General features: G+C 60.1%; 15 protein-coding genes. 11 read left to right on the top strand and 4 right to left on the bottom strand.

Annotation, left to right across the window (positions count from 1 at the left end; all coding sequences use genetic code 11):
- Positions 1 to 76: 76 nt before the first annotated feature.
- From KGA83_RS06425 to KGA83_RS06395, 7 genes are all read left to right on the top strand, one after another.
- The gene (locus KGA83_RS06425) at positions 77 to 1,435 is read left to right on the top strand and encodes a glutamine synthetase family protein (protein ID WP_108217130.1); all 1,359 of its coding nucleotides are present in this window, start codon (positions 77 to 79) and stop codon (positions 1,433 to 1,435) included.
- Between the two features lie 59 nt (positions 1,436 to 1,494).
- Positions 1,495 to 2,859 carry an aspartate aminotransferase family protein gene (locus KGA83_RS06420; protein ID WP_108217129.1) on the top strand — a complete coding sequence of 455 codons (1,365 nt, stop codon included), beginning with the start codon at positions 1,495 to 1,497 and terminating at the stop codon, positions 2,857 to 2,859.
- A 171-nt stretch (positions 2,860 to 3,030) separates the two neighbouring features.
- Complete coding sequence (locus KGA83_RS06415; RefSeq protein WP_108217128.1) at positions 3,031 to 4,140, top strand: polyamine ABC transporter substrate-binding protein; 1,110 nt, start codon at positions 3,031 to 3,033, stop codon at positions 4,138 to 4,140.
- A 243-nt stretch (positions 4,141 to 4,383) separates the two neighbouring features.
- Entirely contained in the window at positions 4,384 to 5,481 is a 1,098-nt protein-coding gene (locus KGA83_RS06410) for a polyamine ABC transporter substrate-binding protein (RefSeq protein WP_108217126.1), read from the top strand.
- Positions 5,482 to 5,531: 50 nt separating this feature from the next.
- A complete protein-coding gene (locus KGA83_RS06405; RefSeq protein WP_108217125.1) occupies positions 5,532 to 6,674 on the top strand; it encodes an ABC transporter ATP-binding protein in 1,143 nt (380 codons plus the stop codon).
- Between the two features lie 35 nt (positions 6,675 to 6,709).
- Positions 6,710 to 7,591: an ABC transporter permease subunit gene (locus KGA83_RS06400; protein WP_256594946.1), complete on the top strand. Its 882-nt coding sequence runs from the start codon at positions 6,710 to 6,712 to the stop codon at positions 7,589 to 7,591.
- Positions 7,588 to 8,478, top strand: coding sequence for an ABC transporter permease subunit (locus tag KGA83_RS06395; protein WP_108217123.1), 891 nt, complete (start codon positions 7,588 to 7,590; stop codon positions 8,476 to 8,478). The genes KGA83_RS06400 and KGA83_RS06395 overlap by 4 nt, the downstream gene beginning before the upstream one ends.
- 52 nt (positions 8,479 to 8,530) lie before the next feature.
- Here the strand turns inward: KGA83_RS06395 and KGA83_RS06390 are convergent, their stop codons facing one another.
- On the bottom strand, positions 8,531 to 9,172 hold the full coding sequence (locus tag KGA83_RS06390; RefSeq protein WP_108217122.1) for an HD domain-containing protein: 642 nt from the start codon (positions 9,170 to 9,172) through the stop codon (positions 8,531 to 8,533).
- 289 nt (positions 9,173 to 9,461) lie between these two features.
- On the opposite strand from KGA83_RS06390, the gene KGA83_RS06385 reads away from it, so the two are divergent.
- Positions 9,462 to 10,427, top strand: coding sequence for a GlxA family transcriptional regulator (locus KGA83_RS06385; protein WP_108217121.1), 966 nt, complete (start codon positions 9,462 to 9,464; stop codon positions 10,425 to 10,427).
- Positions 10,428 to 10,572: 145 nt separating this feature from the next.
- Here KGA83_RS06385 and KGA83_RS06380 read toward each other — a convergent pair whose 3' ends face one another.
- Together KGA83_RS06380 and KGA83_RS06375 are read right to left on the bottom strand one after the other, a co-directional pair.
- Positions 10,573 to 12,972 carry a penicillin acylase family protein gene (locus KGA83_RS06380; RefSeq protein ID WP_223529140.1) on the bottom strand — a complete coding sequence of 800 codons (2,400 nt, stop codon included), beginning with the start codon at positions 12,970 to 12,972 and terminating at the stop codon, positions 10,573 to 10,575.
- A 103-nt stretch (positions 12,973 to 13,075) separates the two neighbouring features.
- Positions 13,076 to 13,657, bottom strand: a complete 582-nt coding sequence (locus KGA83_RS06375; RefSeq protein ID WP_108217119.1) for a DUF6436 domain-containing protein — start codon at positions 13,655 to 13,657, stop codon at positions 13,076 to 13,078.
- Positions 13,658 to 13,753: 96 nt separating this feature from the next.
- On the opposite strand from KGA83_RS06375, the gene KGA83_RS06370 reads away from it, so the two are divergent.
- A complete protein-coding gene (locus KGA83_RS06370; RefSeq protein WP_108217118.1) occupies positions 13,754 to 14,701 on the top strand; it encodes an alpha/beta hydrolase in 948 nt (315 codons plus the stop codon).
- Between the two features lie 47 nt (positions 14,702 to 14,748).
- Here KGA83_RS06370 and KGA83_RS06365 read toward each other — a convergent pair whose 3' ends face one another.
- Positions 14,749 to 15,501 carry a DUF2059 domain-containing protein gene (locus KGA83_RS06365; protein WP_108217117.1) on the bottom strand — a complete coding sequence of 251 codons (753 nt, stop codon included), beginning with the start codon at positions 15,499 to 15,501 and terminating at the stop codon, positions 14,749 to 14,751.
- A 108-nt stretch (positions 15,502 to 15,609) separates the two neighbouring features.
- On the opposite strand from KGA83_RS06365, the gene KGA83_RS06360 reads away from it, so the two are divergent.
- Together KGA83_RS06360 and KGA83_RS06355 are read left to right on the top strand one after the other, a co-directional pair.
- Positions 15,610 to 16,242: a 2OG-Fe(II) oxygenase gene (locus KGA83_RS06360; RefSeq protein WP_223529137.1), complete on the top strand. Its 633-nt coding sequence runs from the start codon at positions 15,610 to 15,612 to the stop codon at positions 16,240 to 16,242.
- Positions 16,243 to 16,244: 2 nt separating this feature from the next.
- Positions 16,245 to 16,401, top strand: a 157-nt coding sequence (locus tag KGA83_RS06355; RefSeq protein ID WP_223529361.1) for a 2-thiouracil desulfurase family protein, incomplete at its 3' end; no start/stop codon positions are given.

Raw genomic sequence — 16,401 nt, 5'->3', positions numbered from 1 at the left:
CTCTACAACGCGACGCCGATGCGTCAAACAATGCCTGACCTTAAAAGGGTCAGACAACTCAAGCCTAGAGGCATTTATGAGTAACAACCTCGACCAGCTCACCGATTGGTTGAAAAACCACAAGATCACAGAAGTCGAATGCATGATCGCCGACTTGACCGGGATTACCCGGGGCAAGATTTCGCCGACCAACAAATTCATCGCCGAAAAAGGCATGCGTCTGCCGGAAAGCGTGCTGTTGCAGACAGTGACCGGCGATTACGTCGAAGACGACATCTATTACGAACTGCTCGACCCGGCCGACATCGACATGATCTGCCGTCCCGACCAGAACGCGGTATACCTGGTGCCGTGGGCGATCGAGCCGACTGCCATCGTCATCCACGATACCTACGACAAGCAAGGCAACCCGATCGAGCTGTCGCCGCGCAACGTGCTCAAGAAAGTCCTGAAACTCTATACCGACAAAGGCTGGCAGCCGATCGTGGCGCCGGAAATGGAGTTTTACCTGACCAAGCGCAGTGACGACCCGGACTACCCGCTGCAGCCGCCGGTCGGTCGCTCTGGTCGTCCGGAAATCGGTCGTCAGTCGTTCTCCATTGAAGCGGCGAACGAATTCGATCCGCTGTTCGAAGACGTCTACGACTGGTGTGAACTGCAGGACCTTGACCTCGATACGCTGATCCACGAGGACGGCACGGCGCAGATGGAAATCAACTTCCGTCACGGCGATGCCCTGTCACTGGCCGACCAGATCCTGGTGTTCAAGCGCACCATGCGCGAGGCCGCGCTCAAGCACAACGTCGCAGCGACCTTCATGGCCAAGCCGATGACCGGCGAGCCGGGCAGTGCCATGCACTTGCACCAGAGCATCATCGACATCGAGACCGGCAAGAACATCTTCTCTAATGAAGACGGGACCATGAGCCAACTGTTCCTGCACCACATCGGTGGTCTGCAGAAACTCATTCCCGAGCTGTTGCCGCTGTTCGCCCCCAACGTCAACTCGTTCCGTCGCTTCCTGCCGGACACTTCGGCGCCAGTGAACGTGGAGTGGGGCGAAGAGAACCGCACCGTGGGTCTGCGGGTGCCGGATGCCGGACCGCAGAACCGTCGGGTGGAAAACCGCCTGCCGGGCGCCGATGCCAACCCGTACCTGGCGATTGCCGCGAGCCTGCTCTGCGGTTACATCGGCATGGTCGAAGGCCTGAACCCGAGTGCGCCGGTGGTGGGTCGTGGTTATGAACGCCGCAACCTGCGCCTGCCGCTGACCATCGAAGACGCGCTGGAACGCATGGAAAACAGCGCGACCATCGAGCGTTACCTGGGCAAAAATTTCATCACTGGCTACGTCGCGGTCAAGCGGGCCGAGCATGAAAACTTCAAGCGCGTGATCAGTTCGTGGGAAAGGGAATTCCTGCTCTTTGCCGTCTGATACGCCGGGCGTCGCCGCTGCCTGGCGGCGCCTTCACCTGATTTTTTTAGGAGATTCACATGACCAGCAACAATCCGCAAACCCGTGAATGGCAAACCCTGAGCAATGACCACCACCTTGCTCCGTTCAGCGACTTCAAGCAGCTGAAAGAGAAAGGCCCGCGGATCATCACCAATGCCAAGGGCGTTTACCTCTGGGACAGTGAAGGCAACAAGATCCTCGACGGTATGGCCGGCCTGTGGTGTGTCGCGATTGGTTATGGTCGTGATGAACTGGCCGATGCCGCCAGTAAACAGATGCGCGAACTGCCTTACTACAACCTGTTCTTCCAGACCGCGCATCCGCCGGTACTGGAGCTGGCCAAGGCTATCGCCGACATCGCGCCGCAAGGCATGAACCATGTGTTCTTCACCGGTTCCGGCTCTGAAGGCAACGACACCATGTTGCGTATGGTTCGTCACTACTGGGCGATCAAGGGCCAGCCGAAAAAGAAAGTCATCATCAGCCGCAAGAACGGCTATCACGGTTCCACCGTGGCTGGCGCGAGCCTGGGTGGCATGACGTACATGCACGAACAGGGCGACTTGCCGATCCCGGGCATCGTCCACATTGCCCAGCCGTACTGGTTCGCCGAAGGCGGCGACATGACTCCGGAAGAATTCGGTATCTGGGCGGCCAACCAGCTGGAAGAAAAGATTCTGGAAGTCGGCGTCGACAACGTCGGTGCCTTTATTGCCGAGCCGATCCAGGGCGCCGGTGGCGTGATCATTCCGCCAGCGACTTACTGGCCGCGCATCAAGGAAATCCTCGCCAAGTACGACATCCTGTTCGTGGCGGACGAAGTGATTTGCGGTTTCGGTCGTACCGGCGAGTGGTTCGGCAGCGATTTCTACGGCCTCAAGCCAGACATGATGACCATCGCCAAGGGCCTGACCTCGGGCTACATCCCGATGGGCGGCTTGATCGTGCGTGACGAAGTGGTGGACGTGCTCAACGAGGGCGGTGACTTCAACCACGGTTTCACCTACTCCGGGCACCCGGTGGCGGCGGCTGTGGGGCTGGAAAACATCCGTATCCTGCGCGACGAAAAAATTGTCGAGCGCGTGAAGTCAGAAACGGCACCGTATTTGCAAAAGCGTCTGCGGGAACTGAACGATCACCCGCTGGTGGGTGAAGTTCGTGGGGTCGGGCTGTTGGGGGCCATCGAACTGGTCCAGGACAAGGCCACTCGCAAGCGATACGAGGGCAAGGGCGTCGGCATGATCTGCCGTCAGTTCTGCTTCGACAACGGCCTGATCATGCGCGCAGTCGGCGACACCATGATCATCGCTCCGCCACTGGTGATCACGCCGGCGGAAATCGATGAACTGGTAACCAAGGCTCGTAAGTGCCTTGACCTGACCCTGAGTGCATTGCAGGGCTAAGTGCTAGGCTCTGAGCGAGGGAGCTGCGGCGCTCTCGCTCAAAGCTGTCACAAAGGCCGGTCTTTTCTTGAAAGACCGCCTCGGATCTTGCCAGACTAGCCGCAGTTCCAGTTGTCAGGGTTCTGCCGCTGAACAAAGTGGTTCAAAAAAGAAAAATTTGGAGCATGACGCATGAAGGCATTAGGTAAAAAGCTTGCTGGCAAGACACTTCTCGCCCTGTCCGTCGCGGGCATGATGGCGGGTGCGGTTCAGGCGGACGACAAGGTGTTGCACGTCTACAACTGGTCCGACTACATCGCTGCGGACACCATCGCGAACTTCGAGAAAGAGTCTGGGATCAAGGTCGTTTACGACGTATTCGACAGCAACGAGACCCTGGAAGCCAAACTGCTGGCGGGCAAGTCCGGCTACGACGTGGTCGTGCCATCGAACAACTTCCTGGCCAAGCAGATCAAGGCCGGCGTATATCAAGAGCTGGACCGGTCCAAGCTGCCTAACTGGAAAAACCTGAACCAGGATCTGCTCAAGGCCGTATCGGTCAGTGACCCTGGTAACAAGCACGCCTTCCCGTACATGTGGGGCTCGATCGGCATCGGTTACAACCCGGAGAAGGTCAAGGCCGCGTTGGGCGTCGATACCATCGACTCCTGGGACGTGCTGCTCAAACCGGAAAACATTGCCAAGCTCAAGGGTTGCGGTGTGAGTTTCCTCGATTCGCCGACCGAAATGATCCCGGTCGCGCTGCACTACCTGGGCCTGCCAACCGACAGCCAGAAGAAAGAAGACATCAAGAAAGCCGAGGATCTGTTCCTCAAGATTCGTCCTTCGATCACCTACTTCCACTCGTCCAAGTACATCTCGGACCTGGCCAACGGCAACATCTGTGTAGCGGTTGGCTACTCGGGTGACGTTCAGCAGGCCAAGTCCCGTGCCGCAGAGGCGGGTGACAAGGTCAAAGTCAGCTACGCCATTCCGAAAGAAGGCGCTGGCACCTTCTACGACATGGTCGCGATTCCCAAGGATGCCGAGAACGTTCAGGGCGCCTACAAGTTCATGACGTTCCTGCAGAAGCCTGAAGTCATGGCCGGTATCACCAACGCCGTACGCTTCCCGAACGGTAACGCCGCTGCAACAGCTCTGGTCGACAAAGACATCACCAGCGATCCAGGCATCTACCCGCCAGCCGATGTGCTGGCCAAGTTGTATGCCATCGCCGACCTGCCAGCGGCGACTCAGCGGGAATTGACCCGCAGCTGGACCAAGATCAAATCCGGTAAATAAGTAATTAGCCTGTAGGAGCGAGCCTGCTCGCGATGAACCTGAGAGCGCCGCGGGGTGTCAGGCACCCATCGTTATCGTTGACGACCATCGCGAGCAGGCTCGCTCCCACAGGTGCAACTGTATAAAAATTTTGCTGGAACGGTTTTTCGAGGGTAAGTTGCGCGCCGGTTTTGTTGCCGGGCAACCACGGTTGTCATGTAGCGCGGGGCAACTTGGGCCCAACTAATTTCAGAGGACCTCCACTTGCCTGTTTTTTCTTTCTTGCGCAAAGCCATGCTGGTCGGCGCCGGGCTGACGATTGCTGTCAGTGTCCAGGCCGCCGGCACCGTGCATATTTATAACTGGTCGGACTACATCGGTGAGACCACCCTGGCCGACTTCCAGAAAGAGACCGGTATCAAGCCGGTTTATGACGTCTTCGATTCCAACGAAACCCTGGAAGGCAAGTTGTTGGCCGGGCGTACCGGTTATGACGTGGTCGTGCCGTCGAACCACTTCCTCGGCAAACAGATCAAGGCCGGGGCATTCCAGAAGCTCGACAGGTCGCAGCTGCCGAATTATTCGAACCTCGACCCGGTGCTGCTCAAGCGCCTGGAACAGAACGATCCGGGCAATCTGTACGCCGTGCCGTACCTGTGGGGCACCAATGGCATTGGCTACAACGTCGACAAGGTCAAGGCTGTGCTGGGCGTCGACACCATTGATTCCTGGGGCGTGCTGTTCGAGCCGCAGAACATCAAGAAGCTGCAAAGCTGTGGTGTAGCCTTCCTCGACTCCGCCGATGAAATGATGCCGACAGTGCTCAACTACATGGGCCTGAATGCCAACAGCACCGATCCCAAGGACTACGAAAAGGCCACCGCCAAGTTGCTTGCAGTGCGACCTTACGTGACCTACTTCCACTCTTCGAAATACATCGCGGATCTGGCCAACGGCGATATCTGCGTGGCGATCGGTTTCTCCGGCGACATCTTCCAGGCGAAGAATCGCGCCGAAGAAGCCAAGAAAGGCGTGAACATCGCCTATTCGATCCCGAAAGAGGGCGGCGCGCTCTGGTTCGACATGCTGGCGATTCCGAAGGACTCGGCCAACGTGAAGCAGGCCAATGCCTTCATCAACTATTTGCTCAAGCCTGAGGTGATTGCCCAGGTCAGTGATTACGTCGGCTATGCCAACCCAAACCCTAAGTCGGACAAACTGATGGAACAGTCCATTCGCACCGACGAAGCGGTTTATCCACCGCAAGCGGTGCTCGACAAGACCTACGTGTCCATCGAGCTGCCGCCGAATATTCAACGTTTGATGACCCGCAGCTGGACCAAGGTCAAGTCGGGTAAATAGTTTCAAGGCTCACCTTGAGCGAACTGAAAATTTTGTTGGGAGTTTCGTAAATGGCAGTTGCCTCCGGCGCCTATAAGAAAGCCCTCGAGGGCGACCAGTCACCTAAACAGGTACTGGTCAAAATCGACCGGGTCACGAAGAAGTTCGACGAGACGATTGCCGTGGACGATGTGTCCCTGGAAATCAAGAAAGGCGAAATTTTCGCTCTGCTCGGCGGCTCGGGATCGGGCAAATCCACGTTGCTGCGCATGCTCGCAGGTTTCGAACGGCCCACGGAGGGGCGCATTTTCCTCGATGGCGTAGACATCACTGACATGCCGCCCTACGAGCGGCCGATCAACATGATGTTCCAGTCCTACGCCTTGTTTCCGCACATGACGGTGGCGCAGAACATCGCCTTCGGCCTCAAGCAGGACAAGTTGCCGGCCGCTGAAGTCGATGCGCGGGTGGCCGACATGCTCAAGCTGGTACAGATGAGCCAGTACGCCAAGCGCAAGCCGCATCAGTTGTCCGGCGGCCAGCGTCAGCGTGTGGCCCTGGCCCGTTCCCTGGCCAAGCGTCCGAAATTGCTGCTGCTCGACGAACCGATGGGCGCACTGGACAAAAAGCTGCGTTCGCAGATGCAGCTGGAGCTGGTCGAGATCATCGAGCGCGTCGGCGTGACCTGCGTCATGGTGACCCACGACCAGGAAGAGGCCATGACCATGGCCGAGCGCATCGCGATCATGCACCTGGGCTGGATCGCCCAGATCGGCAGCCCGATCGACATCTACGAAACCCCGACCAGCCGCCTGGTCTGCGAATTCATCGGTAACGTGAACATCTTCGAAGGCGAAGTGATCGACGATGCCGAGGGCCACGCGATCATTACCTGCAAGGACATGGACCACCAGATCTACGTGGGCCACGGCATCAGCACCTCGGTGCAGGACAAGTCGGTCACCTACGCGATCCGTCCGGAAAAACTGCTGGTCACCGCCGAAAAGCCGACCTGCGAGTACAACTGGTCGAGCGGCAAGGTGCATGACATCGCCTACCTCGGTGGCCACTCGGTGTTCTACGTCGAACTGCCAAGCGGTAAGCTGGTGCAGTCGTTCGTGGCCAACGCCGAACGTCGCGGGCAGCGTCCGACCTGGGGTGATCAGGTCTACGTGTACTGGGAAGACGACAGCGGCGTGGTGCTTCGCTCATGAACATGCGCAAATTCAAACGCCGTCTCAATCGAATAATTCCCGGTGGCCGTCAGGTGGTCATCGGCATCCCATTCATCTGGCTGTTTCTGTTCTTCATGCTGCCGTTCTTCATCGTCCTGAAGATCAGTTTCGCCGAAGCAGACGTGGCCATTCCGCCGTACACCGAAATCTACAGCTACGCCGAGCAGAAGCTGCAGTTGCTGCTTAACCTGGGCAACTACTCGATGCTGGCCGGTGACGAGCTGTACATCGCCGCTTACCTCGGCTCGTTGAAGATGGCATTGTTCAGCACCATCCTCTGCCTGTTGATCGGCTACCCGATGGCCTATGGCATCTCCGTCGCCCGCAAGGAAATGCAAACGGTGCTGGTGCTGCTGATCATGATGCCGACCTGGACCGCGATCCTGATCCGCGTTTATGCGTGGATGGGCATCCTCAGCAACAACGGCCTGCTCAACGGTTTCCTGATGAGCATGGGCTGGATCAACGAACCGCTACAGATCCTCAACACCAACCTGGCGGTCTACATCGGCGTGGTTTACTCCTACCTGCCGTTCATGATCCTGCCGCTGTACGCCAACTTGGTGAAGCACGACCAGAGCCTGCTGGAAGCCGCATCCGACCTGGGTTCGAGCACCTTCAACAGTTTCTGGAAAATCACCGTGCCGCTATCCAAGAACGGCATCATCGCAGGCTGCATGCTGGTGTTCATCCCGGTGGTGGGCGAATTCGTGATCCCGGAACTGCTGGGCGGTCCGGAAACACTGATGATCGGTAAAGTGCTCTGGCAGGAGTTCTTCAACAACCGTGACTGGCCGGTGGCGTCTGCCCTGGCGGTGGTGATGCTGGCGATCCTGATTGTTCCGATCATTCTGTTCAACCGTAGTCAGGCCAAAGAAATGGAGGGCAAGGAATGAAGCGCTTCCGTTTCTCAAGTTTCATGCTGATAGCGGGTTTGCTATTCATCTACGCGCCGATGCTGATCCTGGTGATCTACTCGTTCAACGCCTCCAAACTGGTAACGGTGTGGGGTGGCTGGTCGATCAAGTGGTACGTCGGCCTGCTCGACAACAGCCAGTTGATGGGCTCGGTGGTGCGCTCGCTGGAAATCGCCTGCTACACGGCGGTGGCGGCGGTGGCACTGGGTACATTGGCGGCGTTCGTCCTGACGCGCATTACGCGCTTCAAGGGCCGCACCCTGTTCGGTGGCCTGGTCACCGCGCCACTGGTCATGCCTGAGGTGATCACCGGTCTGTCGCTGTTGCTGCTGTTCGTGGCCATGGCGCAGATGATCGGCTGGCCGCAGGAGCGCGGCATCGTCACCATCTGGATCGCCCACACCACGTTCTGCGCGGCTTATGTGGCGGTGGTGGTCTCGGCGCGTTTGCGCGAGCTGGACCTGTCCATCGAAGAGGCGGCCATGGACCTGGGCGCGAAGCCGTGGAAGGTGTTCTTCCTGATCACCATCCCGATGATCGCCCCATCGCTGGCAGCGGGCGGCATGATGTCGTTCGCGCTGTCGCTGGATGACCTGGTGCTGGCGAGCTTCGTGTCGGGTCCGGGTTCCACGACCCTGCCGATGGAAGTGTTCTCGGCGGTGCGTCTGGGGGTGAAGCCAGAGATCAACGCCGTGGCCAGCTTGATCCTGCTGGCAGTGTCGATCGTGACCTTCATGGTCTGGTTCTTCAGCCGTCGTGCCGAAGAAAGCCGCAAGCGTGCGATCCAGCAAGCGATCGAAGAAGCGGCAGCCGATTCGTGGAAGCAGCCGGACGTGCGTCGCGCACAGGCACCGGAAGCGGCTTGAGCCTGAAGTCGGGTTGGCCCTTGTGGCCAACCCGATCCCTCCTACGCGGTTTTTATGCAGTCCAGGGTGATTGGCGGATGACCTCGACGAAGTTCATCGGCTTGAACCCCGGCTCCTGATCCGCCAGCACATCGGTCTTCACATTACCGAACGTGGTCTGTGGACGATGGCGCAAACCATCGGCAAACGCGCAGATGATGCACTCCTTGAATCCCTCGCCCCGTGGATGCGCATGCACCACCGCTTCGCGCTGCACGCTGGAAAACGCCGCGTAGTCCATGCCCAGCACGTCCATCTCGACGCCCGCCGTGACCAGCGCCACAGTAGGCCGCAAGTGCTGAGGCACGCCCGGTGTGGTGTGCAGGGCAATCGAGAGCCAGACCTGTTCGATGTCGTCATCGTTCAATCCGTAAGGCTTGAGAAATGCGGCTGCCGCATTGGCTCCATCGACTTCGAAGCGTTCATTGTCACTGCGATGACCCTGCACCAGGCCCAGGTCATGGAACATCGCGCCGACGTACAGCAACTCCGGGTTGTAGGCCAATCGCTTGCGCTCACCGCTCAGTGCGCCGAACAGGAACACCCGGCGTGAGTGGTGGTAGAGCAGGTCGGACTCGATGTCGCGGATGTATTCGGTGGTGGCCTTGGCCAGCGCGCTGTCCGGGATCCTGATGCCGGCGATGGTGGTGCTCATGGAGTTTTCCTCTTCGTGATGAGGGTTTCAGTCTGTTCCGGCCCCCGAAACCGGACAATCGATCCATGGCTGCGATCCCGGCCAATGAGCGTGCATATCGCGCCAACCTCGCTTGTTGCTTGTGGATTGGCTAGGGTGCACGCAGTCTCTGTAGGAGCGAGCCTGCTCGCGATGGACGTCAACGATGGCGGGGGCTGCCTGGATGAGCGCGGCGCTCTTGTGTACATCGCGAGCAAGCTCGCTCCTACAGGGGATGGTGCAATCAGATCCCTGGAGGGCGATTCACGTCATGAGTAAAACCGTAGCTATCGTGGTGTTCGCCGGCGTCCAGTCACTGGATGTCACCGGGCCCATGGATGTGTTTTCCGAGGCCAATCGTTTCCTTGCCCCGCAGGATCACTATCGTCTTGAGGTGATCGGCGTCGAGCGCGGAATGATGGCGTGCTCCAACGGTTTGGCACTCAATGCCCATCGGCATTTCAGCGAAGCGCTGGAGGCTTATGACCTGCTGCTGGTGGCTGGGGGGCCGCAGTTGCCGTTCATGAGTTTCGGCGCGGCATTCGACACCTGGCTACGCGATGCCTGCGCGCGGGCCAAGCGCTTTGGCTCGATCTGCAATGGCGCGTTTATACTCGCTCGGGCGGGGTTGCTGGAGGGGCGCACGGTCACCACGCACTGGCAGGACACATCGGATCTGGCGGCGCTGTGCCCCTCGTCCCGGGTGGAAGCGGATCGACTGTATGTTGAGGACGGGGAGCTGTTCACCTCGGCCGGGGTCACTGCGGGCATCGATCTGTCCCTGTACCTGCTGGGCCGGGATCACGGGCCGGAAGTGGCGTTGAATGTCGCCAAGCGGTTGGTGGTGTTCACCCAGCGTTCGGGCGGGCAATCGCAATTCAGCCCGTTCCTTGTGCCCCACGCCGAACCGGATTCGGCGGTGGCGATGGTCCAGCATTACGTGCTGGCCAACCTGACGGGAGATTTGACCATCGCCGACCTGGCCAATGCCGCCAATATGAGTGCACGCAACTTCTCCCGGGTGTTCGCCAGGGAAGCGAAAATCACCCCGGCCGAGTTTGTCGAGCGTGCACGGGTCGATGCGGCGCGGGTGATGCTCGAAAGCACCCGCGCGCCGCTCAAGACCGTGGCCTATCAATGCGGTTTCCGCGATGCCCAGCATATGCGCAGTGTGTTCAATCGCAGGCTGGGGGTAACGCCGCAGCAGTTCAGACTGAATTTTGCGGCGATGGTTTGAGCAGAGATTGTTGTTGTCTGTCAGGGCCCCATCGCGAGCAGGCTCGCTCCCACAGGTTTTTCTGGTGTTCACAAAATTTGTGTTCGACAGAGATCCCTGTGGGAGCGAGCCTGCTCGCGATGGGGCCAGCCCTGTCAGTAAAGTTCTACTGCGCAACTCGCGCCGGCAACAGCTTCAAGGTGCTGCGGGTATTGGCCGTGACTTCTTCGTCATTGAGATGTGCCTGGAAGTACATCCCCTCGATGTAGGCCTCGGCCTGATCCTCATAGTGACTGTCGAACAGTACGCCGCTCTGGCCGACCGGGTTGACGGTCAGGCTGTGGGCCGGGTCGGCGAAGTCGATCAGGCGCCGGGTCGAAGGGCCGTAGGTGACAGGCCACGGAGCCGGGCCGATCTTCGCCGAGAGGTTGTTCGGCACTTCATGGGTGCCGGGTGCGGCGAAGGGGCCGACGTTGAAGACCAGGTCCAGCGGCTTTTGCTGCCCCAGTGGATGGCTATGGGTCAGCGTGTGCGCGTTGCCCCACTGCCATTGCGCGGAGTCTGCACCGAGGGCGGTCTTGAGGTGCGCGAGGCTGGCTTGCCAGGCCGCCTTGACCGTGTCGGCACGGGTTTCCTTGCCGAGTGTGCCGCGGTTGTCCCACCACGGTGAATCGGCGCTGGCGGCCAGGCGGGGTAACGCGGCGTCGATCACCCGGGTCGAGAGCAGCGTTTCGAAGAAGTCGTTGCCCAGCTCATCGTGCATCGTCGCGTCAGCCAGGTTGAACAGGAACTGGTTGAACAGCGTGGCGCTGATCGAGTCGAGCGGGTAATCGCCTTTCCACTGGACGAGTTGCTCCACCAGTTTGAGTTCGGCGGGATCGCTCACCACTTCACGCAACACCGGCAACAGCGGTGCCAACAGGCGCGGGCCATAGGCGGTGGTGGTGCCCAGTTGCAGCTGCTGGCTGTTTTCCAGGTTCCATTTGAGCGCTTTGTCGCTGAGCTGACGATTGAGTTGCTGACCTCGATCGGCAAGGTTGTAGTAGCCGGGAATCTCCATGCCGGTCGGTGACACCGGCTGGAAGTTGGCCGAGACGATGTAGCCCCGCGCCGGGTTTTCTTCCTGGGGGTTGGCGCTGAACGGGTAGAAGCCATCCTTGTCCGCCTCGGCGGTGCTGCCGTCGAGGATGAACCACGGGCGAACCCCCACCGGGTGCTTGGGCAATTGCGCCGCCGCCCACCAGCCGATGTCACCCTTGGCATTGGCCCAGACAACGTTCAGGCCCGGGGCCTGGATTTTCGCCGCGGCACCGCGGGCCTTGGCCAGGGTGTCGGCACGATTGAGCTGATAGAAACCCTCGAGTATCGGGTTCTGGCTTTCGAGAAACGCCCACCACATCGCAATCGGTGTCTTGCCGACGCCGCTGCCCAGAGCATCGTTGACGATCGGGCCGTGGGGCGATTGACGCAACACCAGGGTGACTGGCGCCTGGCCCTTGACCGCGATCTGCTGCTCGCTGGTCGTCATGTCCACCCACTTGCCGCGATACCAGACCTGATTGGGGTTGTCCGGGTTGACCTTCTCGGCGATCAGGTCGAGGTCATCGTTCTGGAACATGGTGATGCTCCAGCCGAAGTCGTGGTTCATGCCCAGGGAGGCGAACGGCATCAGGGCCTGATAGTGGCCGTAGAGTTCAAAGCCCGGCGCCGAGAGCTGCGCTTCGTACCACACCGACGGCGCGGAAAAACGGATATGCGGATCACCCGCCAGCAGCGGCTTGCCGCTTTGGGTCCGGCTGCCCGCGACGACCCAGGCGTTGCTGCCCTCGAACTGTGGCAGGCCGTTGTCGGCCAGGGCTTGTTCGCTCAGGCGGGCGAGGGCGTTGAGGTCTTTCCAGTCGGCGCTGGCCAATGAGGGGGCGGTCCCGTTGAGCATGCCTTTTGGCTGCCAGTCGAGATCGAAGATGTTCAGGTATTCAGGCCCCAGTTGATCGCGCACGAATGTCAGCAAGGGTTCGGTACGAAATGCCGCGGCAAAACTGTAGGCCATGTACCCGGCAATGCTGATGGTGTCCTGGGCCGTGAATGGGCGTTTTGGAATGCCCAGCACGTCGAACTCCACGGGTTTTGCGTGGCTGTCCTGATACTGGTTGATGCCGTCCAGATAGGCTTGCATGGCGATGAAGGAGGGCGACTGCTTGTCGAGGTTCGCGAAGTAGGTTTCGGCGCGTTCGCGAATGCGCAGGCTGCGCATCAGTTTGTCGGTGTCGAGCAGTTTCGGCCCGAGCACTTCAGCCAGTTCGCCACGGGCCAGGCGACGCAAGACCTCCATCTGGAACAGGCGGTCCTGGGCATGGACGTAGCCGAGGGCACGGTATAGGTCGGTTTCGTTGTCGGCACGGATATGCGGGACGCCGCGCTCGTCGTAGCGCACGGTGACAGAGCCTTGCAGATGTTGCAGTTCCACCATGCCCTGGCGTGACGGCTGCTTGCTGTATAGGTACCAGCCGGCCCCGGCGGCCAGCATGACGATCAGCAGAGCGAGAGCGGTCAGGCTGCGTTTCATGGTGACTCCTTGTTGTTATTGTGATTCCTGGTGCCACTGTGTAGCACGACGCGCCAGTCTGACGCATCGCCCGTAGGAGGGATTCGTATTACCAGGTCTTTGCCTACTTCGCGGGATCGACAGGCCACGGGCAGTAACACCCCACAGCCAATGTGTGCGTGGCACTCACCGCACGGCCTTCATCGAGCGCCTGCAGAATCGGCTCGATAAAGCTGTTGCTGGAATTACAGGTCAGGCCTTCGCTGTAGGGGCCGAAGTACGCCAGTTTGCCGCTGCGATCCCAGATCGCCACGGCCGGGCTGGCGGGGACTTGTTCGGAGCCGGGCAGGATGTCGATGGATTTGAGGCTGCTCAAGGTACCCGGCAATTGGCCGTGGCTACCGGGTTTTTGCACGACATAGAATTCCACGCCATGGGGTACATAGCGCTCGACCAGTTCGGTCAGGTGTTGCTGATTGCCGACATTGCACGGGCAGGCCGGGTCCCAGAAATGCACCAGGCGGATGGCGCCAGGGCCGGCGAGGGATTCGGGAAGGCGCAGCGGATCCCCCGAAAACATCGCGGTGTGCTCGCTGAACGTGCGCAGGTAACGCCCCTGGAACCAGTCGTAGGCCGCCCACAACACGCCGGCACACACCACGGCGAGCAGGCAGGCAAACAGGGTGGCGCGAAAGGGCGGGCGCATCGGTTCAATCCTCGAAGGTCGGCTAGCTTGCCATGCTTGCCGCGACAGATGAATATCGCAGGCCTATAAAGTCCGTTTCACGTTCTGGAATCGTCCATGCCGGCTACTTTCGACCCTGATCTTCTACGCGCCAGCTTGCTGCCTCTGGCAGCCGGGCAGCCGTTGTCAGCACAGGCGCAAGCTTACCAGCGATTCTACGGGCTGGATTTTGCGCAGCGTCAGGTGCGCAGTGGCCTTGGGCGGTTCGAGGTCGATGGTTATGAGCTGGTCAGCCAGTTCTGGTGGCCCGAGCGGGCGAAGGCGACGCTGTTTGTCATCCACGGCTTTTACGATCACACCGGGCTCTACCGGCATGTGATCGAGTGGGCGCTGGACCAGGGCTTTGCGGTGATTGCCTGCGACTTGCCGGGACACGGCTTGTCCAGTGGCGAACGGGCGAGCATCAAGGATTTCGCCGAGTATCAGGACGCGTTGCAAGGGTTGTTCGGCGAAGCGCAATCCCTCGACTTGCCGCAACCGTGGCACCTGTGCGGGCAGAGTACCGGCGGGGCGATCGTGATCGATCATGTGTTGAATGCGGGGGTGAGTAGCCCGGCGCAGGGTCAGGTGATTCTGCTGTCGCCGCTGGTGCGGCCGCGGGCGTGGGGTTGGTCGCAACTGAGTTACTACCTGCTCAAGCCTTTCGTCAAAGCCATCGCCCGGCGTTTCAGCGAGAACTCCAACGACCCGGCGTTTTTGCCGTTCCTGCAAGCAGATCCGTTGCAGCCGCTTCGCCTGCCGACAGCCTGGGTGGGCGCATTGGCACGCTGGATCAAGCGTATCGAAGCCGCACCCACGAGCACGCGGCGGCCGCTGATCGTGCAGGGTCAGGCCGACATGACAGTGGATTGGGAGCACAACCTTGACGTTTTGCGGGGCAAGTTTGATCGGCCGCAGGTGCTGATGCTGCCCGAGGCACGGCATCATCTGGCGAATGAAACGTTGGTGATGCGGCAGGAGTATTTCGGGTTTTTGACCCGGCGGATAAAAGGCCGGAACTCCTAGCGACAGTGAGGGCCTGCTCGCGAAAGCGATCTATCTGGCACCGAAATTCATTGGGTCAGGTTCGAATTGCTCTGCCCCACCGCCAACCCCGCCCGAATCGCAGCCAATGCGGCCTGATAATAAGCCTGGCCTTCCGCCGATTCGGCAAAGGTCGCGAACTCTTCCAGCTCGTCGTCCGACAGGTCGCGATAGACATACAACAGCGTGTTGTTGATATCGCTGCCGATCTGGTCCATCAGGCGCTGGCGTTGTCCGTTCAGCATGCCCTGTGCCTGACCGGCACCGAGCAGCCCGGGAATCATCGAGCTCAAGCTATCGGCGGCGACGCCAGCAATCGCCAGGCTGACTTCCGCGCCGGCCTCGCGGGCGGGCAGGGCTTGTGCCAAATGGCCGATGATCAGCAGACGGCTGTCGCTGGCCTGCATTTTCGGTAGACCCTTGGCGTTTTTTGCCAGTTGGTCGCGACGGGTCGCCAGCAGCTCGGCGGCGACGATTTTCTTGCCCAGGGGCGATTGGAAAAACGTCAGCGCGGGTTTGGGGTTGGCGAGCTTATTGCGCAATTGCGCTTCGGCACGCTGGTCCACGGCCTGGGCGGAAAAACGCTGATTGCTGTTATTGACCAGTGCCTGAAACACCGCTGGAGGCAGGCTGCCCTGATAGCGTTGCTGAGCAGCCGAGAGGGCGTCGTTGAAATGCGCGCGTTGTTCCGGCCAGCCGGCGACCTTGTACAACTGGTCGTGACCGTCTGCCCAGGCGGGCAATACGCAGAACATCAGCAGTGATAAAAGCAAACGGCGCATAGGGACTCCACTCAGCAGGCGACTATTCTCCGTGCGGCATCCGTACTTGTCGAGAATTCGTATCAGCCCGCTGCGCGGCTCTGTCGGATTTGCGGGTACAGGAATACTATGCGCGGCATGCAAATATCCTCTGATCACCCGCTGCTGTTACGAATCGTCGACGATCTGGCCGAGCACGGTTGGTCGCAGCAGAATATTTTCCTGCCTCTGGATCTGACCCAGGCGCTGGCGGCCGAGTGTCGCAAGCGTGCTGTCGAGGGTGAACTGGCTCCGGCCGCCGTGGGTCGTGGGCCGTCATCGGAGATCCGCGAAGGGATTCGTGGCGACCATATCCAGTGGATCGACCCCGGCCAGGCCGAGGCTTGCGACAGCTACCTGAGATTGATGGGCAGCCTGCGCGAGGCGATCAATCGCGGTCTGTTTCTCGGCCTGGAGGATTTCGAAAGCCATTTTGCGATGTACCCGCCCGGTGCCTTTTACTTGAAGCATGTCGACCGCTTTCGCGATGACGACCGGCGCATGGTTTCGGTGGTGGTTTACCTCAATGACGGCTGGCTTCCCGAGCACGGCGGCCAATTGCGCATGTACCTCGACAATGATCGCGTCCAAGACGTGCAGCCTATCGGCGGCTGCCTGGTGGTGTTTCTCTCCGCAGAGGTGCCCCACGAAGTCCTGCCCGCGACCCGGGATCGCCTGTCGCTGACCGGCTGGTTCCGCCGGCGCGGTAACGAGCCGTTCTGATCATGCAGAAAATTCTCGTCAGCCGCTGCCTGTTGGGCCACCGGGTTCGTTACGACGGCGGGGCCAGCGGGCCGTTCGATCAGCTTGCGCAGTGGCTTGATGAAGGTCGGGTCGTACCCTTGTGCCCAGAGGTCGCCGGCGGCTTGCCGACGCCACGGG

The organism is Pseudomonas sp. GL-R-19 (assembly GCF_019956375.1).
Lineage (GTDB): Bacteria > Pseudomonadota > Gammaproteobacteria > Pseudomonadales > Pseudomonadaceae > Aquipseudomonas.
Note: the sequence above shows the minus strand (reverse complement) of the source record. Positions and strands in the feature narration are given on the sequence as shown.

What these genes read in the sequence shown, in the direction of transcription:
- KGA83_RS06375 (WP_108217119.1), bottom strand. Translation starts at nt 13,657, where the DNA reads ATGCGCCCGCCCTTTCGCGCCACCCTGTTTGCCTGCCTGCTCGCCGTG.
- KGA83_RS06360 (WP_223529137.1), top strand. Translation starts at nt 15,610, where the DNA reads ATGCGCGGCATGCAAATATCCTCTGATCACCCGCTGCTGTTACGAATC.
- KGA83_RS06405 (WP_108217125.1), top strand. Translation starts at nt 5,532, where the DNA reads ATGGCAGTTGCCTCCGGCGCCTATAAGAAAGCCCTCGAGGGCGACCAG.
- KGA83_RS06385 (WP_108217121.1), top strand. Translation starts at nt 9,462, where the DNA reads ATGAGTAAAACCGTAGCTATCGTGGTGTTCGCCGGCGTCCAGTCACTG.
- KGA83_RS06415 (WP_108217128.1), top strand. Translation starts at nt 3,031, where the DNA reads ATGAAGGCATTAGGTAAAAAGCTTGCTGGCAAGACACTTCTCGCCCTG.
- KGA83_RS06425 (WP_108217130.1), top strand. Translation starts at nt 77, where the DNA reads ATGAGTAACAACCTCGACCAGCTCACCGATTGGTTGAAAAACCACAAG.
- KGA83_RS06420 (WP_108217129.1), top strand. Translation starts at nt 1,495, where the DNA reads ATGACCAGCAACAATCCGCAAACCCGTGAATGGCAAACCCTGAGCAAT.
- KGA83_RS06395 (WP_108217123.1), top strand. Translation starts at nt 7,588, where the DNA reads ATGAAGCGCTTCCGTTTCTCAAGTTTCATGCTGATAGCGGGTTTGCTA.
- KGA83_RS06380 (WP_223529140.1), bottom strand. Translation starts at nt 12,972, where the DNA reads ATGAAACGCAGCCTGACCGCTCTCGCTCTGCTGATCGTCATGCTGGCC.
- KGA83_RS06370 (WP_108217118.1), top strand. Translation starts at nt 13,754, where the DNA reads ATGCCGGCTACTTTCGACCCTGATCTTCTACGCGCCAGCTTGCTGCCT.
- KGA83_RS06390 (WP_108217122.1), bottom strand. Translation starts at nt 9,172, where the DNA reads ATGAGCACCACCATCGCCGGCATCAGGATCCCGGACAGCGCGCTGGCC.
- KGA83_RS06365 (WP_108217117.1), bottom strand. Translation starts at nt 15,501, where the DNA reads ATGCGCCGTTTGCTTTTATCACTGCTGATGTTCTGCGTATTGCCCGCC.